The organism is Kitasatospora sp. NPDC059577, from assembly GCF_042735475.1.
GTDB lineage: Bacteria > Actinomycetota > Actinomycetes > Streptomycetales > Streptomycetaceae > Kitasatospora.
Genome location: NZ_JBHWBZ010000021.1, coordinates 50,079 through 71,672 on the forward strand (window position 1 = coordinate 50,079; position 21,594 = coordinate 71,672).

At 72.8% G+C, this 21,594-nt stretch carries 17 protein-coding genes; 5 read left to right on the top strand and 12 right to left on the bottom strand.

Annotation, left to right across the window (positions count from 1 at the left end; genetic code table 11):
• The first annotated feature begins 34 nt into the window (after positions 1-34).
• The gene (locus ACFV0O_RS18645) at positions 35-1,867 is read left to right on the top strand and encodes an ATP-dependent endonuclease (protein WP_380342775.1); all 1,833 of its coding nucleotides are present in this window, start codon (positions 35-37) and stop codon (positions 1,865-1,867) included.
• Between the two features lie 532 nt (positions 1,868-2,399).
• On the opposite strand, the gene ACFV0O_RS18650 is transcribed toward ACFV0O_RS18645, so the two are convergent.
• On the bottom strand, positions 2,400-3,350 hold the full coding sequence (locus ACFV0O_RS18650; RefSeq protein WP_380342777.1) for an IS481 family transposase: 951 nt from the start codon (positions 3,348-3,350) through the stop codon (positions 2,400-2,402).
• A gap of 458 nt (positions 3,351-3,808) precedes the next feature.
• Positions 3,809-5,221, bottom strand: coding sequence for a type I glutamate--ammonia ligase (gene glnA / locus ACFV0O_RS18655; RefSeq protein ID WP_360262097.1), 1,413 nt, complete (start codon positions 5,219-5,221; stop codon positions 3,809-3,811).
• 286 nt (positions 5,222-5,507) lie between these two features.
• Between glnA and ACFV0O_RS18660 the strand changes: the two genes are divergently transcribed.
• A complete protein-coding gene (locus ACFV0O_RS18660) occupies positions 5,508-5,975 on the top strand; it encodes an RDD family protein (RefSeq protein WP_360262098.1) in 468 nt (155 codons plus the stop codon).
• A gap of 215 nt (positions 5,976-6,190) precedes the next feature.
• Here ACFV0O_RS18660 and ACFV0O_RS18665 read toward each other — a convergent pair whose 3' ends face one another.
• From ACFV0O_RS18665 to ACFV0O_RS18695, 7 genes are all read right to left on the bottom strand, one after another.
• Positions 6,191-6,889: a DUF4191 domain-containing protein gene (locus ACFV0O_RS18665; RefSeq protein WP_380342780.1), complete on the bottom strand. Its 699-nt coding sequence runs from the start codon at positions 6,887-6,889 to the stop codon at positions 6,191-6,193.
• 161 nt (positions 6,890-7,050) lie between these two features.
• Complete coding sequence (locus tag ACFV0O_RS18670; RefSeq protein ID WP_380342782.1) at positions 7,051-7,356, bottom strand: hypothetical protein; 306 nt, start codon at positions 7,354-7,356, stop codon at positions 7,051-7,053.
• 110 nt (positions 7,357-7,466) lie between these two features.
• Positions 7,467-8,420 carry a lipoyl synthase gene (lipA, locus tag ACFV0O_RS18675; RefSeq protein ID WP_360262101.1) on the bottom strand — a complete coding sequence of 318 codons (954 nt, stop codon included), beginning with the start codon at positions 8,418-8,420 and terminating at the stop codon, positions 7,467-7,469.
• A 201-nt stretch (positions 8,421-8,621) separates the two neighbouring features.
• On the bottom strand, positions 8,622-9,392 hold the full coding sequence (lipB, locus tag ACFV0O_RS18680) for a lipoyl(octanoyl) transferase LipB (RefSeq protein ID WP_380342907.1): 771 nt from the start codon (positions 9,390-9,392) through the stop codon (positions 8,622-8,624).
• Positions 9,393-9,487: 95 nt separating this feature from the next.
• Entirely contained in the window at positions 9,488-11,398 is a 1,911-nt protein-coding gene (locus ACFV0O_RS18685; protein WP_380342785.1) for a helix-turn-helix domain-containing protein, read from the bottom strand.
• A gap of 130 nt (positions 11,399-11,528) precedes the next feature.
• Positions 11,529-12,908 carry an MFS transporter gene (locus ACFV0O_RS18690; RefSeq protein WP_380342788.1) on the bottom strand — a complete coding sequence of 460 codons (1,380 nt, stop codon included), beginning with the start codon at positions 12,906-12,908 and terminating at the stop codon, positions 11,529-11,531.
• Positions 12,909-13,036: 128 nt separating this feature from the next.
• Positions 13,037-13,798, bottom strand: coding sequence for a 3-hydroxybutyrate dehydrogenase (locus tag ACFV0O_RS18695; RefSeq protein WP_380342790.1), 762 nt, complete (start codon positions 13,796-13,798; stop codon positions 13,037-13,039).
• Between the two features lie 309 nt (positions 13,799-14,107).
• On the opposite strand from ACFV0O_RS18695, the gene ACFV0O_RS18700 reads away from it, so the two are divergent.
• Entirely contained in the window at positions 14,108-15,976 is a 1,869-nt protein-coding gene (locus ACFV0O_RS18700) for a regulator (RefSeq protein WP_380342793.1), read from the top strand.
• A gap of 195 nt (positions 15,977-16,171) precedes the next feature.
• Here ACFV0O_RS18700 and ACFV0O_RS18705 read toward each other — a convergent pair whose 3' ends face one another.
• Together ACFV0O_RS18705 and ACFV0O_RS18710 are read right to left on the bottom strand one after the other, a co-directional pair.
• Positions 16,172-17,503 (bottom strand): NAD(P)/FAD-dependent oxidoreductase, encoded by a 1,332-nt coding sequence (locus tag ACFV0O_RS18705; RefSeq protein ID WP_380342796.1) that lies wholly within the window; start codon positions 17,501-17,503, stop codon positions 16,172-16,174.
• Between the two features lie 356 nt (positions 17,504-17,859).
• On the bottom strand, positions 17,860-18,765 hold the full coding sequence (locus ACFV0O_RS18710; protein ID WP_380342798.1) for a TIGR01777 family oxidoreductase: 906 nt from the start codon (positions 18,763-18,765) through the stop codon (positions 17,860-17,862).
• Positions 18,766-18,902: 137 nt separating this feature from the next.
• On the opposite strand from ACFV0O_RS18710, the gene ACFV0O_RS18715 reads away from it, so the two are divergent.
• Positions 18,903-19,400, top strand: coding sequence for a GNAT family N-acetyltransferase (locus ACFV0O_RS18715; protein WP_380342801.1), 498 nt, complete (start codon positions 18,903-18,905; stop codon positions 19,398-19,400).
• A gap of 188 nt (positions 19,401-19,588) precedes the next feature.
• Positions 19,589-20,710, top strand: a complete 1,122-nt coding sequence (locus ACFV0O_RS18720; protein ID WP_380342803.1) for a DUF2510 domain-containing protein — start codon at positions 19,589-19,591, stop codon at positions 20,708-20,710.
• Between the two features lie 99 nt (positions 20,711-20,809).
• On the opposite strand, the gene ACFV0O_RS18725 is transcribed toward ACFV0O_RS18720, so the two are convergent.
• Entirely contained in the window at positions 20,810-21,325 is a 516-nt protein-coding gene (locus tag ACFV0O_RS18725; RefSeq protein ID WP_380342910.1) for a DUF4240 domain-containing protein, read from the bottom strand.
• Positions 21,326-21,594 lie beyond the last annotated feature (269 nt).

Below are 21,594 nucleotides of genomic sequence, written 5' to 3' on the forward strand. Positions count from 1 at the left end.
AGTCCCACTCGTTCCTGGCCAAGTCGAGGCGTGCGTGCAGATTTCTGATGTGTCGGTCGAGGGTTTCCGCTGCCTCGCGGAGATCAAGCAAGTGCCGGTCTTGCGGCAGACCGTACTGACCGGCCAGAACGAGGGCGGGAAGACGGCGCTGTTGGACGCCCTCGCGTTCTTGTTGAAGGGCACGGTACTCAGCGAGCGTGACCTGACCTACCTCGGTGAAGGTGAAGCCGAGGATTCCGACGCACAGGCGCGCGTGGCACAGGCGGTGGTCGAGGGCTCCTTCGCACTGCGTCCTCACGAGCAGGAAGACCTGGGCCTGCCCGAGCATGTGCGGATCCGGCGCCGCTACCGGCCGGAGGCGGGTTCGTTCCTGGAGGTGCGGCGCCGCGTCTGCGAGGAGGCGGCGCTGCAGGACCTTGCAGCACTCAAGCTCCCTGCTTTGAAGATGATCGCGAACTCCTACGGCGTACTCCCGGTCGGCTCGGCCACCGCGCGCGACAGCTGGGAGAAGCCGCTGCGGCAGCTTGCTGACACCATGCCGCAGGTCGACGAGTGGGTAGCGGCGGACTCTTCCATCGAAACCGCGCTGCCGTCGCTCGTGTACTTCCGCGGCGATGCGGTCCAAGCGCCCGAGACGGTTATCCATACCTTGCTGGGTTCCCGGCTGCGGGAATACACCCGAGCCGATGACGCCGCCAAGCGGGTCGAGGAGCTCGAGGAGTACCTCGCGAGCTCGCTTACCGCGGACATCGACCGCATTCGCGAGCACATCGCGGACCGCTGTGAACTGCCGTCGGTCGAGCTTGACCCGCAGGTGCAGGTCAAGCCCGCGCTTACTGGCGTGGAATTGACCATTGTGGACGCTGGCGGACGTCGCATCCCGCTGTCCTCGGCCGGAACGGGCCGCTCCCGCCGCATCTCCTTGGCCCTCTGGGCGAGCAGCAACGAGCTGACCCAGAACGACGACGGCACCATGAGCGACGTTGTGTTCGTCTATGACGAGCCGGACACCCATCTGGACTACACCCGCCAGCGGCGGATCATGTCGCTCATCCAAGAGCAGTCGGCACAGCCAAACGCCCGGGTGATCGTGGCCACCCACTCACTCAACCTGATCGACGGGGTCGACATCTCCTCCGTGGTGCACCTGCGCACCCACCAGGGACAGGTCTGCGTGGAGGTCCTCGATGAAGGCGGCGCCGACGCGGACGTGCGCCGCCACCTGTCGACCATTGCGACGACGCTCGGGTTCCGCAATAGCGTCCTGCTGCACGAGCGGTTCTTCGTTGCCGTGGAGGGCGTATCGGAGACGTCCGCGTTCCCGATCCTGTTCCGCAAGTACACCGGCGTACCCATCCAGTCCGCGGGCGTGTGCCTGATGGCCGGCGGCAGCAACGAGGGTGCGCTGCGCTTCGCGAAGTTCCTGGCCGACCACCGGCGGGACGTGGCATTCGTGGTCGACAAGGACAGCCGTACGAACCAGAAGCAGGTCTTTCGCGACGACAAGCTCAAGGAGTACGGCTTCACTCCCCACAAGCACTGCTTCTACCTGGGCGCGCCCAACGAACTGGAGGACCTGTTCCAGAACGCGGACTGGGCTGACACCGCCAACGCCCTGTGGCCGCGAACCGACGGCTTGGGGCCGTGGGAGTCCGACGACCTAGCCGGGCTGCGGTCAGGCAAGAAGTTCAGTTCCGCGCTGTTGGACATGTTCAAGACCGGTTCCCTGGAGGGGCCTCAGTCCAAGGAGGACTTGATGGTCGGGATCGCCGCGCACCTGCCCAAGGAGCGCATTCCCGAGGACCTCACCAAGCTCTTCGACGATCTGGTCATGCGTGCCCGGAACGCGGGGCCGCATCTGTGGTGACTGCCGCGGACGTGGCCTGCCGGGCCGCCCGCCGCGCCTGCATGCGGCGAAGCCGCTGCTCGGCCGTCGGCTCCGCCCAAGTGTGCTGACCGACCGAGGCCACCCACTGAGTGCCGTGGTGGCCTTGGGCGTCGCCGCACCACCGGCAGCCGTTCGGGTCGGGTGGTAGGACTCTGTTCGTGCGTATCACCCGTGCGCCGCCCATGAGACACCGTCCGTGTGTATTGGAACACCTTCGCTGGGAGTAGTTACCCCGGAGCGTCATGTTCAAAGAGTCCCACACGCCACCGACAAGCGGATTTATGTAGTCCGAATGGCTCCGCTACTGACCGCGCTGACGACCTGGGCCCTCGGACTGGGCGGCCTGGGGCAGGTGCTGGGCCGCATCCTCTACGTACGGTCGCCGCCCAGGCGCGCATCGGCGTACTGATCGCCGCCAGCGGGGGCGGTTCACCCGGGCGACCACCGCGGGTCTCTCGACGGCGCTGCTGACCCCCAGGCTGGCCGCTATCCCGATCAGCTGCCGACTGGACTAGATGTTCTGACCCGTGAGGTTGGGGACGCGGCTGGCGGGTGGCTTGCCTGCGAGTGCGGTGTGTCCGCGGTGGTGATTGTAGGTGTGGAGCCAGTCGGGGTAGGCGTGTCGTCGTTCCTGCTCGGTGCGGTAAGGCCGTGCGTAGGCCCACTCGTCGAGCAGGGTGCGGTTGAAGCGTTCGACCTTGCCGTTGGTCTGCGGCCGGTAGGGGCGGGTGCGCTTGTGCGCGATCCCGCCGGCCGCGAGGACGTCACGCCACAGTCGTGAGCGGTAGCAGGAGCCGTTGTCGGTCAGCACCCGCTCGACGGTGATCCCGGCCCGGGCGAAGAACTCGTTCGCCCGGGTCCAGAAGGCGGTGGCAGTCTCCTTCCGCTCGTCGGTCAGGATCTCGCTGTAGGCCAGGCGGGAGTGGTCGTCGACGGCGTTGTGCAGGTAGCTGTAGCCCGCGCCGGCGCTGTTCTTCTTGCCGGCGGAGCGGCCCAGCGCGCGGTGGCCGCCGTCGGGGATGTTCCCGAGCTTCTTGATGTCGACGTGGACCAACTCGCCTGGTGCGGAACGCTCGTAGCGTCGAACGACTCGGCCGGTGGCTCGGTCGAGGTGGGCCAGGCGGGCGAGCCGGTAGCGGGTCAGGACCCGGTGAACAGTGGCCGGGTTGAGTCCCAGCAGGTAGGCGATGCGGGCCGGTCCCCAGCGGCGGAGCACGCGGACTTTGATGATCCGCCGCTCGGTGCGGGTCGGGGTCCGGCGCGGACTGTGGTGCGGTCGGGAGGACCGATCGGCCATGCCCGGCTCGCCTTGCGCGCGGTAGCGGTCGGCCCAGCGCTTGGCCGTGGTCGGCGAGACCTGGAAGCGTTCAGCGGCCCTGCGCAGGGGCCAGCCGCCCTCGACGACGCAGCGGGCTAGACGCAGGCGTCCGGTCTCGGTCAGCGGTGCGTTACGGTGTGGCATGAGGGCCTTTCTGGGAGCCGGTGCAGATGTCGCAATCCACACCGAGCCAGAAGGCCCTCACTCATTTCAAGATCACCACGCAGTGAACCCCGTCACCGACCTCCGTGGTCAGTACAACTAGCGCGGCCCGATGACTGCAGGCTCCGTTGCTTGGCGAGCACTGGTGACGTCTCGCCGGAGGGGGCGCAGTGCCGGTAAGAGATCGAACCCGTTGAGTCGGGAGCCCCGAGCGATGGCTACTGAGAGTAGTGAGATGGCGTACTGCCCAGTGCTGGCAAGGGCAAGAAGGCGCCATCGCGAGTTCGATCTACCCCTGCTCATTTCACAGTCATTTCACATCGCGAGCTCCAGAGGTACTACAGCAGACCCCTCTCCATGCGTTTCCGCAGGTCAGGACCCTGTCTGACCTGCGGAAACGATGAAAGATCAAACTGTATTTCCGCAGGTCAGAGGGGGTCCTACAGGTCGTAGTACAGCTCGAACTCGTGCGGGTGCGGCCGCAGCGCGATCGGGGCGATCTCGTTGGTGCGCTTGAAGTCGATCCAGGTCTCGATCAGGTCCGGGGTGAAGACGTTGCCCGCGAGCAGGTACTCGTGGTCGGCCTCCAGGGCCTCCAGGACGGCCGGGAGCGAGGAGGGCACCTGCGGGACGTTGGCGTGCTCCTCGGGGGCCAGCTCGTAGAGGTCCTTGTCGACCGGCTGCAGCGGCTCGATCTTGTTGCGGATGCCGTCGAGGCCGGCCATCAGCATGGCGGAGAAGGCCAGGTACGGGTTGGAGGACGGGTCCGGCGCGCGGAACTCGATGCGCTTGGCCTTGGCGTTGGAGCCGGTGATCGGGATGCGGATCGCGGCCGAGCGGTTGCGCTGCGAGTAGACCAGGTTGACCGGCGCCTCGAAGCCCGGCACCAGGCGGTGGTAGGAGTTCACCGAGGGGTTGGTGAACGCCAGGAGCGAGGGGGCGTGCCGCAGCAGGCCGCCGATGTAGTAGCGGGCGGTGTCGGAGAGGCCGGCGTAGCCCTGCTCGTCGTAGAACAGCGGCGAGCCGTCGGTCCACAGCGACTGGTGGACGTGCATGCCCGAGCCGTTGTCGCCGAAGATCGGCTTCGGCATGAAGGTGGCGGTCTTGCCGTTCCGCCAGGCGACGTTCTTGATGATGTACTTGAACAGCATCAGGTCGTCGGCGGCGTGCAGCAGGGTGTTGAACTTGTAGTTGATCTCGGCCTGGCCGGCTGTGCCGACCTCGTGGTGCTGGCGCTCGACCTCCAGCCCGGCCTTGGCGAGTTCCAGCGACATCTCGGCGCGCAGGTCGGCGAAGTGGTCGACCGGCGGTACGGGGAAGTAGCCGCCCTTGTACTTGACCTTGTAGCCGCGGGCGTCGCCCTCGGCGGCGCCGCTGTTCCAGGCGCCCGCCTCCGAGTCGATGTGGTAGAAGGACGCGTTGGCGCTGGTCTCGAAGCGGACCGAGTCGAAGACGTAGAACTCGGCCTCGGGCCCGAAGAACGCGGTGTCGGCGATGCCGGAGGAGGCGAGGTACGCCTCGGCCTTCTTGGCGACGTTGCGCGGGTCGCGGCTGTAGGCCTCGCCGGTGACCGGGTCCTGGATGAAGAAGTTGATGTTGAGGTGCTTCTCGGCCCGGAAGGGGTCGAGCCGGGCCGTGGCGAGGTCCGGCACGAGGGCCATGTCGGACTCGTGGATGGCCTGGAAACCGCGGATCGACGAGCCGTCGAACATCAGGATCTCGGACGGGTCGAAGGTCGCCGCAGGTACGGAGAAGTGCTGCAAGACGCCCGGCAGGTCACAGAACCGGACATCGACGAACTTGACGTCGTTGTCCTGGATGAACTGCTTCACTTCGGCGGCGTTGTTGAACATCCATCCTCCTCGGCGTGCGAATTGGGCTCACCCTAGGAATGGGTCGTTTCCAGTCGGTGACCCGTTCGTTTCCTCGATGTTAACCGCAGCCCCCGGACGGGCGGCAAAGCCGTACGGGATCGGGCAAATCGCCTCGCCGACCTGGGCGGCCTCCCTCAAGTGGTCTGGACCACTGGAAGATTGCGGGGAAAGCCGCCGGAGCCGGATTCACCCGGTCGGGGAGGGTGTCCGGCGGGGGAGGGGTGCCGGTGACGGTGCGGGCCGTCAGCCCGGTTAGTGTGGATTCGTGGACACCAGAGAAGCGTTGGGATCGTGGATCGACGGCCCTAAGGCGGCCGCCGAGAAGATGGGCACCGACTTCGGGCACCGCGGCGAGCGCCTCGGGCTGCCCGAGGAGGGCCCCGGCTCCATCGCCGGCCCCGGCCGCCGGATCGGCGCCCTGTTCGTGGACGGCTGGCTGGTCGCCCTGATCTCGTACGGCCTGATCGCCCGCGGCGACCAGGCCGAGGCCAACCTCTGGACCAGCCCGCTGTACTTCCTGGTCGCGGCCCTGCTGCTGGCCACGACCGGCACGACGGTCGGCAAGCGACTGTTCGGCCTCCGGGTGATGCGCCTGGACGGCGGCCGCGCGACCATCCCGCAGGTCCTGCTGCGCACCCTGCTGCTCTGCCTGGTGGTGCCCCCGCTGGTCTGGGACCGCGACACCCGGGGCCTGCACGACAAGGCGGTCGGCACGGTCGAGGTCCGGATCTAGCACGGGCCGCCGGTCGGCTCCGCCGGCGCACGACGCGGGGCGGCGTCCGGGGCGGCGTCCGGGGCGGCGTCCGGAGTGGTGCGTGCCTCCGGAGCCCCGGAACGGCGAACCGCTCCCCGAACCCCGGAGCCCCGGAGCCCCAGGACACCGGAACGGCCCCGCCGCGGAGCTTCCGCGGCGGGGCCGTTCTCGTGTCGTCAGGGGCGGGGGGAGGGTCAGCGGGCCTGGCCGCCCTTGGGCATCCGGGCACCCTTGGGCATCGGGCCCTTGGGGATCGGCGCCTTGGAGAGCAGGTCGCCCAGCGCGCGCAGGCGGTCGTTGGTCTCGGTGACCTGGGCGGCGGTGATGGCGCGGGGCAGGCGCATCAGGTGGACCTGCAGCTTCTTCAGCGGGATCTCGCCCTCGCCGTTGCCCACCACGATGTCGTGCACCGGCACGTCGCCGACCACGCGGGCCATCTTCTTCTTCTCGGAGGCCAGCAGTTGGCGCACCCGGTTCGGGTTGCCCTCACCGATCAGCGCGATGCCGGCCCGGCCCACCGCGCGGTAGACCGCGTCCTGGTTGCGGGTGACCGCGACCGGGGTGGTGTTGGAGCTCCAGCCGCGCTTGATGTTGTTCAGCACCGCCGCGACGGCCCCCGGCTGCCCCTCCATCTGTCCGAACGCGGCGCGCTCGGCCCGGCGCCCGAAGACGATCGCCATGGCCAGCACGGCCACGATGAAGCCCAGGATGCCCAGGTAGACGGGGTGGTCGATTGCGAAGCCGATGGCGAGGAACACGCCGAAGGTCAGCAGGCCGACGCCGGCGATGATCAGGCCGATCTTGGTGTCGACCTTCTTGGTCATGTTGTACGCCAGGCGGATCTGCTTCAGTCGCCCGGGGTTCTCGGATGTTTCCCTCGCCATAACGCTCATGGTACGTGGCACCGGTAGGGGATATCCAAGCCCGGGTACCCGTTCGCCCGAACCGTGACCCGTGTGCCTGCACGTCGTCGCGCACAGCGACGTCCGGAGCCCTCGCCGACGCCGGACCGTCACCGCCGGGCGCGGCGCGTCGTGGACTCCGCCGCCCGGTCTCAGTGCCGGGCGGAGCGGGTCCCCGCCGTGCCGGCGGTCTCGACCGTCGCGGCCGCGTGCCGGCGGTCCGCCTCGTGCCGCCGGTCCGCCGCGTGCCGGCGGTCCGCCTCGTGCCGCCGGTCCGCCGCGTGCCGGCGGTCCTCGCACACCGCCGCCCAGGCGTTGCGGCGCGCGTGCTGCTGGCCGGGCGCCAGCAGCACGCTCTCGGCGAACCGCAGCGCCACCCTCACCGACCGGATCCGCATTCCCATGCCGAACAGCTCCTCTTGTGGCTGAGAAGAATCGAACGCTCGCTGTGCGTCCATCGTCCCCACCCCGTGTTACCAGTCCGTGACCAGGCAGTCAAAGCGTGGTGAAACCCGGAAGGGCGGAGCCGCGGCTCCGCCCTTCCAATGGCTCAAAGTCGACCCGACCGTCAGACGGCGGCCTGCTCGCGCCGCTCCAGCGCCTGCCGGTACAGCCGGCCGGCCCGGTACGACGAACGCACCAGCGGGCCCGACATGACACCCGCGAAGCCCAGCTCCTCGGCCTCCTGCTGGAGCTCGACGAACTCGTGCGGCTTCACCCAGCGCTCCACCGGGTGGTGGCGCAGCGAGGGGCGCAGGTACTGGGTGATGGTGATCAGCTCGCAGCCGGCGCCGACCAGGTCGGCGAGCGCCTGGCTGACCTCCTCGCGGGTCTCGCCCATGCCCAGGATCAGGTTGGACTTGGTGACGAGTCCGGCCGCGCGGGCCTGGGTGATGACGTCCAGCGAGCGCTCGTAGCGGAACGCGGGACGGATCCGCTTGAAGATCCGCGGCACCGTCTCGACGTTGTGCGCGAGCACCTCGGGGCGGGAGGAGAAGACCTCGGCCAGCTGCTCGGGCACCGCGTTGAAGTCGGGGATGAGCAGCTCGACGCCGGTGCGGCCGCTCTCGCGGTCGGCGGTCATCGCGTGCACCTGGCGCACGGTCTCGGCGTACAGCCAGGCGCCGCCGTCCTCCAGGTCGTCGCGGGCGACGCCGGTGATGGTGGCGTAGTTGAGGTCCATGGTGACGATGGACTCGGCGACCCGGCGCGGCTCGTCACGGTCGAACTCGGCGGGCTTGCCGGTGTCGATCTGGCAGAAGTCGCAGCGGCGGGTGCACTGGTCACCGCCGATGAGGAAGGTCGCTTCGCGGTCCTCCCAGCACTCGAAGATGTTGGGGCAGCCGGCCTCCTGGCAGACCGTGTGCAGCCCCTCCTTCTTCACCAGCGACTGGAGGGCGTTGTACTCCGGGCCCATCTTCGCGCGGGTCTTGATCCACTCGGGCTTCCGCTCGATGGGGGTCTCGCTGTTGCGGACCTCCAGGCGGAGAAGCTTCCTGCCGTCGGGTGCGACAGCGGACACGTGCGACTCCTAGAACTAGACGGGGTACCCCCAGGGTACGCCTGTGGTTGTACGGCCTTCGCCGGGCCTGCCGCCCTGCAATCGCAGGGCAACACGACTACCGGTGAGTAGATTCCCAGTGCTCGGGGCTTTCCTTCGGGCCGTGCCCGCCGGGTGGGCGGCCGGGCGCCGGCGTGGGTCGCCGGCCGGGCGCCGGGCGGGTCAGCGGCTGAGCGCCGGTTCGGGCAGTTCGGCGAAGAGCTCCGCCAGGTGCCGCTCGACGACCGGCGCCGCCTCGGCGACGGGGAGCCCGCGCTTCAGCTCGCCGGAGAGCGAGGCCACGCCCGCGTCCCGGATGCCGCACGGCACGATCTTGTCGAACCAGGTCATGTCCGGGTCGCAGTTCAGTGCGAAGCCGTGCATGGTCACCCCGCGGGCGACCCGCACGCCGATGGCGGCGAGCTTGCGGTCGTCGCCGCGCTGCCCGGCGTTGGAGGGAGCGTACTCGGGGCCGGCCAGTCGCGGGTCGATGCCCAGCGGCAGGCCCATCCGCAGGGTCAGTCTGCCGATGTCGACCACCTGGGCCGGGTCGACCACGGCGTCCGGGAGGGAGTCGCCCAGCACCCAGACGCCGCTGCGGCCCTCGACCCGGGTGGTCCCGATGCCGAACTCGGCGGCGGCGCGGATCAGCGCCTCCTCCAGCCGGCGGACGTAGGCGATGACGTCGATCGGGTCGGGCAGCTTGACGATCGGGTAGCCGACCAGCTGGCCGGGGCCGTGCCAGGTGATCTCGCCGCCCCGGTTGACCTCGACCACCGGGGTGCCGTCCAGCGGCAGGTCGGCGGGATTGGTGCGCTTGCCCATGGTGTACACGGACTGGTGCTCCAGCAGCAGGACGGTGTCGGGGATCTCGTCCGCGACCCGCAGCGCGTGCAGCCGCTGCTGCTCCTCCCACGCCTCCTGATAGGACACGGTGCGCTCACCTATGCCCATGTGAACAAAACGCACGTTCTCGCTCACCGCTTTGAGCTCCTTGCCAGGCGTTCGAGACCAACCTCGCCACTGTACGCCCCGGCCCGGCCGGATCCTCAGCCTCCCGCCAGCAGCCGCAGCCGCAGCGCGAGCCGGAGTTCCAGGGACCGCTCGGGGTGGTTCCAGTCCTGCCCGAGCAGCGCCTCGACCCGGTCGAGCCGCTGGACCACCGTGTTCACGTGGACGTGCAGCTCGTCCTTGGCCCGGGTGAGGCTGCCACCGCAGTCGAAGTAGGCGCGCAGGGTGCGGACCAGCTCGGTGCCGCGCCTGGCGTCGTACGCGAGCAGCGGGCCGAGCGTCGCGCCGACGAAGCCGTCCACGTCGTGGCCGTCGCCGAGCAGCACCCCGAGGAAGCCGAGCGTGCGGGCCGAGGAGCCCTCCCCGGCGCGGCCGAGCACGCGCAGCGCCCGGACGCAGCGCAGGCCCTCGGCGTGGGCGGCGGCCAGTGCGGCGGGGCCGGCGGACGGGCGGGCGGCGCCGACGGTGACCGGGAACCCGGCCAGCCGGGCGAGCTGTTCGGCGGCCTGCCGGGCGGTCTCCTCGGGATCCCCGGCGGTGCCGGCCTCGACGGGCACCAGCAGCACCACGGCCTCGCCGTGCTCGGCGCTGACGCCCCGGGAGCCGAACAGGTACCGCCGGGCCGCGCCCGCCAGCCGGCCCCGGTCCGCACCGGCGGGCTCGGCCGGTTCCGCGACCAGCACCAGGTGCGGCCGGGCGAGGTCGACGCCGAGCCGGCGGCCGCGCGCGGTGAGCCCGGCGGGGTCGCGCTCCGGCGCGGTCAGCAGGTCGGTGAGCAGTTCGCCGCGGATCCGGTTCTCCGTCTCGGCCACCGACCGGCGCAGCAGCAGGAGCAGCGCGGTCACCACACCGGCCCGTTCGAAGAGCCGCCGGTCGGCGTCGTCGAGGTCGGGCCGGCCGCGCAGCACCAGGGTGCCGAGCGCGTCGTGCCCGGCCAGCACCGCGCAGACCCACAGTTCGCCGTGGAGCACGGACCTGCCCTCGGTCCGGGAGGCGGCGACCGCCCCGGCCAGCTCGGCGGCGGGTGCGGACCGGCCGGCCAGCGGCTCGCCCTCGGCGTCGAGGACCGCTATCTCGCCGCCCAGCAGTGCCGCGACGGCGGCGGCGACGTCCGGTACCTCGGCGCCGCGCAGCACCAGGTCGGTGAGCCGGTCGTGCGCCTGCTCGGCGCGCTGGACGGCGGCGGAGTGCGCCCGGACCAGTTCGTTGGCGGTGTTCAGTTCGGCGAGCGCGGCCCGGGTGTCGGCGAGCGACTTGGCGGTGTCCAGGGCGATCGCGGCGTGTGCGGCCAGCGTGCAGAGCAGCGCGACCTCGTCGGGGGAGAAGGCGCGCGGCGTGCGGTCGGCGGCGAACAGGACGCCGATGACCTGTCCGCCGATCAGCAGCGGCACCCCGATGATCGCGACCAGGCCCTCGTCCAGCACGCCCGCGTCGATCGTGCCGGTGTGGTGGAAGCGCTCGTCGGCGCGGTAGTCGGGGGTCGCGTACGGGCGGGCGGTCTGCGCGACCAGCCCGCCCAGGCCGTCGCCGAGGCTGAGCCGCAGGGTCTGGAAGAGCACGGAGACCGAGCCGTCGGTGACCCGCATGTAGGTGTCGCCCGCGGTCTCGTCCGGCAGGGTCAGGTAGGCGGTGTCGGTGCCGAGCAGCATCCGGGCCCGGCGGACGATCGCCTGGAGCACGGTGTCCGGCTCCCGGGAGGCGGCCAGGTCCCCGGCGGTGTCGAACAGGGCGGTCAACTCGGCTTCCCGACGTCGGTGTTGACGCAGGGTCCGGTGGACCCGCAGGGCCTGCCAGGTGGCGTCGTCGATCTCGGCGAGGACGGCGGCCGGCGCCCCGCGGCGGCGGGCGTCGGCCAGCACGTCGGCGAAGTCCTCGGTGGCGGCGCCCGAGGCGAGCAGGTCGAGCAGCCGCCGCAGCGCGGGCGCGGCGCCCTCGTGAGGGTGGGTCATGGTGCGTGCCGCCAATCGGCGTCGGTCCGTCGATTCCGGGGAATCGCGATGGTAGCGGCTCGGCCCCCGGGCGACGGCGGTCCTCGCGGCCGTCGCCCGGGGGCCGGGGCGGGCTTTCCGGCCACGAACCTCAGGCGACGGCGGGCTTGCCCGCTGCCGGGGCGTCCGCCGGCTGTCCCTCCGGGCCCTGCGGCGCCCCGGCCTCGGCGAGGTCCTGCCCCCTGGTCTCCCGCCCGCAGAGCACGGCGAGGACGGTGAGCGCCGCCGCGACGGCGACGTACACCGAGATGGGGGTGGCGCTGCCGTAGTCCTTGAGCAGGGCGGTGGCGATCAGCGGTGCCGGGGCGCCGGCCGCCACGGAGGCGAACTGGGCCCCGATCGAGGCGCCCGAGTACCGCAGGCGGGTGGCGAACATCTCGGAGAAGAAGGCCGCCTGGGGCGCGTACATCGCGCTGTGGAAGACCAGCCCGACGGTCACCGCGAGGACCAGTGACCCGAACGAGCGGGTGTCCACCAGGCCGAAGAAGACGAACGCCCAGACCCCGACCCCGACCGCGCCCACCAGGTAGACCGGTTTGCGCCCGACCCGGTCGGACAGTGCGCCGAACAGCGGGATCAGCGCGAACTGGACCGCGGAGCCGATGAGTACGGCGTTCAGCGCGCTCTGCTTGGCGAAGTGCGCGTGCGTGACGGCGTAGGTCAGCACGAACGTCGTCATCACGTAGTACGAGATGTTCTCCGCCATCCGCGCCCCCATGGCCACCAGCACCTCCCGCCAGTGGTGCCTCAACACGCCGACCAGCGGCGGCTGTTCGACGGTCGCCCGGTCCCGCTGGGCCGCCAGCGCGGCCCGGAACAGCGGCGACTCGTCCACCGCGAGCCTGATCCACATCCCGACCCCGACCAGCACGGCCGACAGCAGGAACGGCACCCGCCACCCCCAGGACAGGAACGCCGACTCCGACTGCACGGACGTCATCAGCGACAGCACCCCCGCCGCCAGCAGGTTCCCGGCCGGGGCCCCGCCCTGCGGCCAGGACGCCCAGAAGCCCCGTCGGCGCCGGTCCCCGTGCTCCGACACCAGCAGCACGGCCCCGCCCCACTCGCCGCCGAGCGCGAAGCCCTGCACCAGCCGCAGCGCGGTCAGCAGCACCGGCGCCGCGACGCCGATCGAGTCGTACGTCGGCAGCAGGCCGATCGCCGTGGTCGACCCGCCCATCAGCAGCAGGCTCAGCACCAGCAGCTTCTTGCGCCCGACCCGGTCGCCGAAGTGTCCGAACACCAGCGCCCCGACCGGCCGCGCCGCGAACCCGATCGCGTAGGTGAGGAACGCCAGCAGCGTCCCGGTCAGCGGGTCGCTGTGCGGGAAGAACAGTTTCCCGAACACCAGCGCCGCAGCCGTGCCGTAGAGGAAGTAGTCGTACCACTCGATGGTCGTGCCGATCAGGCTGGCCGCCACCACTCTCGGGAGTGAGGTGCGTGCAGCCGTACCGCTTGCAGGGGCGTTCATGTGCCACCACTTCCAGGGCTGGGGGAGACGATGTCGCCACAAGGTAGGAATCCGCCGGGCGGAGGCCTATGTGGGCGGGCCACATACCGTGCGATCAGTTCATGGCGTGCGGGGCCACGGCCCCGCAGTCAGTGCGCCGTCCAGCCGCCGTCGACCGGGAGGCTGGCACCGGTGATGTACGAGGCGGCGGGGGAGCAGAGCCAGAGGGCGAGCTGGGCGACCTCGTCGGGTTCGATCAGCCGCTTCACGGCGGTGCGGTCGAGCATGACCCGCTCGACCACCTCGTCCTCGGGGATGCCGTGGGCGAGCGCCTGGGCGGCGATCTGCTTCTCCACCAGCGGGGTCCGGACGTAGCCGGGGTTGATGCAGTTGCTGGTCACGCCGTGCGGCGCGCCCTCCAGGGCGACCGTCTTGCTCAGGCCCTCCAGGGCGTGCTTCGCGGTGACGTACGCGGACTTGAAGGCGCTGGCCCGCAGGCCGTGGACCGAGGAGACGTTGACGACCCGCCCCCACCCCCGCGCGTACATGTGCGGCAGGGTCCGGCGCAGGATGCGGAACGGGGCCTCGACCATCACGCGTTGGATGAGGGTGAAGCGCTCGGGCGGGAACTCGTGCACGGGCGCCACGTGCTGGAGTCCGGCGTTGTTGACCACGATGTCCGCGTCGTCCGGCAGGGCGTCCACGGCCCCGGGGTCGGCGAGGTCGGTGACGATCGCGAGCCCGCCGATCCGCTCGGCGACCTCCTCGGCGGGGGCGGCCGCGAGGTCGACGACGTAGACCCGGGCCCCGGCTCCGGCGAGGGCCTCGGCGCAGGCCCGGCCGATGCCCGAGGCGGCCCCGGTGACCAGCGCGGTACGGCCGTCGAGCGAACGGGCTGTAGTGGTGTCCATGGCCGAGAACGGTAGGAATCCGGCGCCCCGGCTCCCATGTGGCGGGCCACCACAGCGTTCCGCCGGGCTGTGGCGGCAACCACTACGACCCTCGATCGACGGTTCGACCGCGGAAGGCCAAACCCATGGTGACCCCGCTTCCCCACAATGGGCGCGGTTGCTTCACCCGTTCGGAGGATTGCTCGGTCAGATCCGCCCATAGCGCCCGAATGCTCGCTACATTCACGCCGATTCCCGACAGGGGGCGCCGCCCCAGGCCGCCGAAGTGCTGGTAGGGCCCGGTGCGACGTCCGAGAGGTGTTGACAGACATGCCCCAACGGCCTGCAACCGACAGCCCGGCGTACGGACCGCTCGACCCGCTCGGCCCGCACCGAGGTCCGGTCGGCCGGAGCCTTCCGGACGCCCCCGACGCCCTGGCCCCCGACGCCCTGACGGGCGACACGCTGACCGCCGACGACCCGACCGCCGACGAACTGCGGCTGCCCGAGCAGGCCACACCCGACCGGCACGAGAGCCCCGTCGCACCCGCGCCCGCGCGGAGCACCGGCCACTCCGGCCCGGCCCCGCAGAACGGCCAGCTCGCCGCGCTGATCGAGGAGGCCGGTTTCTCGCACGCCGGCCTGGCCCGCCGGGTCGACCAACTCGGCCTGGAACACGGCCTCGACCTGCGCTACGACAAGACCTCGGTCACCCGCTGGCTGCGCGGCCAGCAGCCCCGCGGCGCCACCCCGGCCCTGATCGCCGAGGTCTTCACCCGCCGCCTGGGCCGCCGCCTCACCGCCCAGGACCTCGGCCTGGACGCCTGCGCCCCGGTCTACGCCGGCCTGGAGTTCGCCGAGACCCCGCAGGAGGCGGTGGACATCGTGGCGAGCATGTGGCGCAAGGACAACGGCCCGCAGTCCGAGCTGCGCCGGATCGCCTTCACCCCGGCCGGACTGGTCGTGCCCAGCCGGGACTGGCTGATCGGCCGCACCGACGAGCGGGTCGCCCGGGACGGCTCCACGCTGACCCGCCAGGACACCGCCACCGGCCCGCCGCCCGCCGGCTCCGGCCCCGCCACCGGCGCCGCACAGGGCGCGCCGGGCGCGTCCCCCGTGAGCCCGGCACGCGGCCCGGCCGTGGGCCTGCCCGGGGCGCCCACCGCGCGCAGCACCGCAGGGACGACCGGCACCGCCCCCACCATCGGGCGGGTGCCCACCCAGAGCCGCCGTCCACCGGTCGCCGTCGAGCCGCCGTACACCGACCCGGCCCGCGAGTCCCGCCCCGCCCTGCGGGTCGGCCGCGGCGACATCGCCGCCATCCGCGCCGTCGGCGACCTCTTCCGCGCGCTCGACCACGCCTACGGTGGCGGCCACGCCCGCCAGGCGCTGGTCCGCTACCTGGAGAGCGAGGCCGAGCCGATGCTGCGCGGCCGCTACGGCGAGCAGATCGGCCGGGCCCTGTTCGGCGCGGTCGCCGACCTGACCCGGCTGGCGGGCTGGACGTCCTTCGACATCGCCGCGCACGGGCTCGCCCAGCGCTACTTCGTCCAGGCGCTGCGCCTGTCCCAGGCCGCGGGGGACCGCGCGCTCGGCGGCTACGTGCTGGTGACGATGAGCCAGCAGGCCGTCCACCTCGGCCACGGCCGGGAGGCGGTCCAGCTCGCCCGGGTCGCCCAGCAGGGTGTGGGCACGGCCGTCCCGCCGGTGGTCCAGTCGCTGATGCACGCCGCCGAGGCCCGCGGGCACGGCCTGCTGGGCGACGTCCGGTCCTGCACCACCGCCCTGGTGCGCGCCGAACGGGCCCTGGCGGCGGCCCGCACCGGCGACGAACTCCCCGCCTGGGCACGGTACTTCGACGAGGCGCAGCTCTCCGACGAGTTCGCCCACTGCTACCGCGACCTGCAGCAGTGGCGCACCGCCGCGCAGCACGCTGAGAAGTCGCTGCGGCTCCGCTCGCCCGCCTACGCGCGCAGCCGGATCTTCTGCCGGCTGGTGCTGGCCACCGCCCGGCTCGGCATGGGGGACCTCGACGAGGCCTGCACCATGGCGACCGACGCGCTGCGGGCGGCGGGGGAGATGCGTTCGGCCCGCTCGCTGGAGTACGTCCGGGACTTCCACCGCCGCCTCACGCCCTACCGTGGCAGCCCGGTGGCCCGCGCCTTCGAGGAGACGGCCCGCCAGGCGGGGGTGATCTGACGGGGCGGGGGCCGGGCCGCCTCCCGGGCCGGGCGCTCACCGCCTCCCGGCCCGGGGCGCCCGCCTCCCCGCGCCCTGCGGCCCGTCGCCTGCGGCCCGCCGCCTGGGCCGCCGCCCGGCAAGGCGCGGGCGTGACGGGCCCGGAGCCGCCCCGGACCCGGAGTGGTCGGCCCCGGGGCCCGGAACGCGGCGCCCTCAGGCCGCCGCCTCCACCTCCCGCGCGTCGGCCGGGACGCCGAGGTCGCGCAGCACCGCCCGGGCCGCCCGCCGCCCGGAGACCAGCGCGCCCTGCACGGTGCTGGTGTCCCGGTGGTCCCCGGCGACGTACAGCCCGGCCAGCAGTCGCACCGGGCGCCGGGTGTTGTGCGGCGGCGGCATCGCGGGCAGCGCGTCGGGGACGTGCCGCACGCTGAGGAACTGCCAGCCCGCCGTCGCGGTGCCGTACAGCTCGGCGAGCCGGGCCCGGACGGCCGGTTCGAGTCCGGCCGGGCCGCCCGCGTCGAAGGCGCGCCGCCCGAGCAGCGTGGTGGCGACCAGTGCCTGTCCGGCCGGGGCGTACGAGGGGTGCAGTTCGCTGAGCACCAGCGAGTGCGAGACCAGCGGCGGGTGCCCGTTCGGCCGGTCGCCGTCGAGCAGCAGCACGGCTTCGCCCACCGGGGCCCGGTCGGCCGCGTGGTAGAAGGTCGTGACGGGGTGGAAGTCCGGTAGCCGCAGCCCGGGCAGCAGTGCGGCGGCCGAGCGGGCGTCGGTGGCGACCAGGACGGCCTGGGCGCCGATCCGCCCGTGGTGGAGGGTCTCCACGCCGTCCGCGCTGATCGAGGTGACCTGCACCCCGGTGCGGACGGTGCCGGCGGGCAGGGTGGCGGCCAGCTGGGCGGGCACCGCCGCGATTCCGCCGGCGGGCAGACAGAGCCGCCCGCGGGCGTACGAGCGCAGCACCAGGTCGGCGACCCGGCTGCTGGTGCCGAGTGCGGGATCGCTGAGCAGGGCGCTGAGCAGCGGGCGCAGGAAGCCGTCGACGGTGCGCGGGGCGAGTCCGTGGCCGGCCAGCGCGCGGGCGGTGGTGGTCTCGGGTCGGGCCTGCAGCCGGGCGATCGGGGTGGTGGCGAGCCGACCGAGCCAGTTGCCGAGCCTGGCCTTGTCCAGCGGGCTGCCGAGCGGGGCCCGGATGGCGGCCTGCCGGGCGGTGGTGAGCTGGGGGTCCCCGGCGCGGTACCGGCGGCCGCCGCTGTGCACGAGTACGCCGGGTGCGAGCGGGCGCAGGTCGAGGCGGTCGAGGTCGAGCGTGCGGCGCAGCTCGGGGAAGGCGGTGTTCAGCAGGTGGCTGCCGTCGTCGAGCCGGAATCCGTCCAGTTCGCGGGTGGCCATCCGGCCGCCGATCCGGTCGCTGCTTTCGAGGACCTGAACGGCGAGGCCGTGGCCGGTGAGCGCGCGGGCGGCGGCCAGGCCCGCGAGTCCGGCGCCGACCACGACGACGTCCGGGTCGGACGGCCGACGAGCGCGGCGGGTGAAGTCGTACGTGGGCACTGGGGTGCTCCCTCCCTGGTCCCGGGGCTCCGGCCGACGCAGGCAGCGGGGTGCCGGGACACGGTCCGAGGAGGGTGATGCCCAGTCAGTGTGAGCATCAGACAAGCGCATCGAGCCGGATTCGAAGGCCGGCAGGGGTTGTGCGGCACCGGACGGGGGCGCGGTCACGGACAGTGCGCCGTGGCGGCCGGGTTCGGGGTCGGCGGGCGCGTACGGTCACCGGGGGCGTGCGGCGCGCCCGTTGTGTGCTCCCGTGCGCCCCCTCCCGGAGCCCCGTCCGACCCCCGACCGGCATATGCCCCTGGCCAGGGTGGATGCCGTAGTCGGAGGTACGCACGGAGCCCCGCGCGAGTACGTCACAGCGCCGCGAGCACCGCCGAGTACACGTCCGGGTGCGTGAAGCGGAAACCCGCGTCCGACAGCCGTCGGGGCACCACCCGGTGACTGCCGACCACCTCGACCGCCAGCTCGCCCAGCACCACCTTGAGCACCGCCTCCGGCACCGGGAACGGCGTCGGCCGCCGCAGCGCCCGCCCGAGCGCGGTGGTCAGCTCGGCGTTGGTCGCCGGGTTCGGCGCCGTCAGGTTGAACGCGCCGGACAGGTCGTCGTGGTCGATCAGGAAGCGCAGCGCGGCCACCTCGTCGTGCAGCGAGATGAAGCTCCAGTACTGCCGCCCGCTGCCGAGCCGACCGCCCAGGCCCAGCCGGAACAGCGGGAACAGCCGCCCGCCGGCCCCGCCGGCCGCGGACAGCACCATCCCGGTGCGCGGGTGGACGACCCGGATCCCGGCCCGCTCGGCCGGCCTGGCCGCCGCCTCCCACTCCAGGCAGACCTCGGCCAGGAAGTCGTCGCCGGCGGGGGAGTCCTCGTCGATCACCCGGTCGTCGGTCTGCCCGTACCAGCCGACGGCGGAGGCGCTCACGAGGACCCGGGGCGGCTCCTTGAGTTCGGCCAGCGCCACGGCCAGCGTCTCGGTGCCGTAGACCCGGCTCTCCCGGATCTCCCGCTTGTAGGCGTCCGTCCAGCGGCGGTCGCCGACCCCGGCGCCGGCCAGGTGCACCACCGCCTGGACGCCGGCCAGCCCGTCCCGCTCGACCTCGCCGAGCAACGGGTTCCACCCGATCGCCGTGCTGCCGTCGGGCTGCGGGCCCGTCCTGGACCGGTGCCGGACCAGCCGGACCACCTCGTGGCCGTCCGCCAGCAGGGAGCGGACGAGCGCCGAACCGATCAATCCCGTGGAACCCGTGACAGCGATGCGCATGCGCCCATCCTCGCAGTTCCCGGGCGTCCCGGGCCTTCCGACCCTGCCGACGGGCCCCGCCGTTCCCACGGTTCTCGGCCATCCCGGCCGTCCCGACCGCCCGTCACGTCCGCAGGCGCCTCACTAGCATGACGCGCATGCCCGACGACGATCTGATCATCCGTCCGGCGCGGCCCGAGGACGAGCGCGAACTCGCCGTCCTCAACCGCGCCGCCTGGTCCACCCTGTCCGACGTCTCCCCGGAACCGCCCGCCGACGACGCGGTCTTCGACGAACGCCACACCCCCGAGCAGTACCTGCTGGCCGTTCTGGGCGGCCGGATCGTCGGCTACGTCCGCCGGATCCCGCCGACCCGGCTGGCCGCCAACGGCCACGTCCGCCAGATCCAGGGCCTGGCCGTCGACGGCACGGTCCGCGGCCGCGGCGTCGGCCGCCTCCTGGTCGAGGCGGTCTGCGACGCGGCCCGGGCCGAGGGCGCCCGGAAGATGACCCTGCGGGTGCTCGGCTGGAACACCCCGGCCCGCCGCCTCTACGAGAGCTGCGGGTTCACCATCGAGGGTTCACTGGCCGAGGAGTTCCTGATCGACGGGTCCTACGTGGACGACGTCCTGATGGCCCGGCGGCTGGTCGACTGAGCCCCGGGATCCCCGGCGGCGACCCGCGTCCCGGACGGCGCGCGCCCGCCGCACCGGGGCGCACCCGCAGCCGACCCGGAGCGGACCCGGAGCGGGGTCGAAGCCGACTCGAAGCGGCGCGGAGGCGGTGCAGAGTCGTGACCCGCTCGCCCTGTCTGGACCGCCGCCCCGGCGGGTACCGTACGGCCGTGAGCAACTCGACGCCTCCCGGGTGGTACCCGGTTCCGGGTGCGGACGGCACCCCCGGTCACGAGCGCTGGTGGGACGGCAACGCCTGGACCAACGAGGTCAGGCCGCTCCAGGGCAGCGCCGGACCGCTCGCCGAGGCCCCGACCGAGGCCGCCTGGCAGCCCTCCGACCGGAAGCCCGGCTACGGCTACCCCGGCGGCGCCACCACGCCCCCGGCCTACGGCTACCCGGGGCAGGACGGCTCCCCGGCGGCCGGCTACGGCTACCCGGGCCAGGAGGCCCACCAGGGACAGCCCGGGTACCCGGGACAGGCCGGCTACCCGGGGCAGGCCGGCTACCCGGCGGCCCAGGGCGCGGGCTACGGCTACCCGGGGCCCGGCTACCCGCCCCCGGCCCCCGCCGGGAACAGGTCCGGCCTGGCCATCGGCATCTCCGTCGGCGTGCTGGCCGTGGGCGCGATCACCGCCGCGATCGTGTTCGGCACCGGCGGCGGGGACCCGAAGGCGGACCCGACCCCGGCGCCCACGGTCACCGTCACCCAGAGCGACGGCCCCGCCCCGAGCCCCACCCCGACCCGGCCCACCACCAGCCCCACGGTGCCGGCGCCCAAGCCCGCACCGGTGCTGAAGACCACCGTCCCCGACCCGCAGCACGCGATCACCGTCCCGGTGTTCGACGGCTGGGACGCGGTGGCCGACTCCGCGCACTCCACGGTCTACCTCGGCAGCGGCCGCTACACCTGCGCGGACGGCAACTCCTGCATCCGCGGCCAGTTCTCGGTCGAGAAGGACACCGTCCAGGGCACCACCCCCAAGGCGGCCGCCGACGCCACGATGCCCACCTACGCCGGGCAGATCTTCACCGGGATCACCTCGCACACCGACTACGGCTCCGGCTACGTCAGCGTCGCCGGCGTGCTCGGCTACGCCACGCGCTGGCACATCCGCACCTCGGACGGCACCCAGGGGTACGTCCTGCTGGCCGCCGTCCCGGCCAAGGGCGGCGGCTACGTGGTCTTCGAGGGCGGCGTGGACGACGACCCGTCCGCGCCGGACCCCTCGGTACTGGACCAGATCCTCAAGGGCGTCCAGCAGGACAGCTCGTCCGGCAGCTCCACCTGAGCACCGGGCCGGCCCGAGCCCGGGCCGGCCCGCCCCCCGGGGCAGCGGCAGGTCCCCCCGGGGCAGCGGCCGGCCCGGACACCCGGGCGGCGGGCCCGCTCAGTCCCCGTACCGCTCCCACAACTTGGGGAAGCGCTTCGCCATGACGTCCGGGTCGTCGAAGTCCAGCGAGGGGCCGGACGGCCGTCCGGCCTGCCGCCCGCCCACCTCGGGCAGCGGCAGCCCGGTCAGCCGCTCGTACGCCTCGTCGGCGGCGTAGCCGATGTCCTCGGCCTCGCCGTCCTCCTCCTCGTCGAACTCGGGCAACAGGTCGGCCAGGTCGTCCGGTTCGATCAGCCCGCCCTCGAAGACCTCCCGGCCCTGGGCGATCAGCCAGCAGCGGAAGTAGTCGAAGGTGTCCTCGGAGGCGCCGTCCAGCAGCAGGTAGGCCGCGCCCCACAGGTCGTACTGGTAGGCGCGCTGGAACCGCGCCTCGAAGAGCCGGGCGAAGTCGATCACGTCGTCCGGGGTCAGTCGGACGAGCTGCTCCACCAGCCGGTCGGCCTGCTCGTCGGGGTCGCCGTCGGCGGCGTCCCGGGTTTCGTCGATGATCTGCCAGAAGTCCGTCTCGTCAATCACCGCTCCAGCATCCCCGTTCGTCCGCGTCCGCGCATGCCATGACCCGGCGTGGCCCGGGCCGGGAACGGCGGATCGGGGGTCCGGGACCGCGGATCGGCGTCCGGCAGCGGCGGATCGGGCCGCGGGAACGGCCGGACGCGGCCGGGAACGGGGGGGGGGCCCCCCCCCCCCGGGGGCCCCCCCGGGGGGGGGCGGCCCGGGGGGGGGGACTGACGGCGCGCGCCCCCCCAAAGCCGCCCCCCCCCGCGCGCGCTGACCGCCCCCCC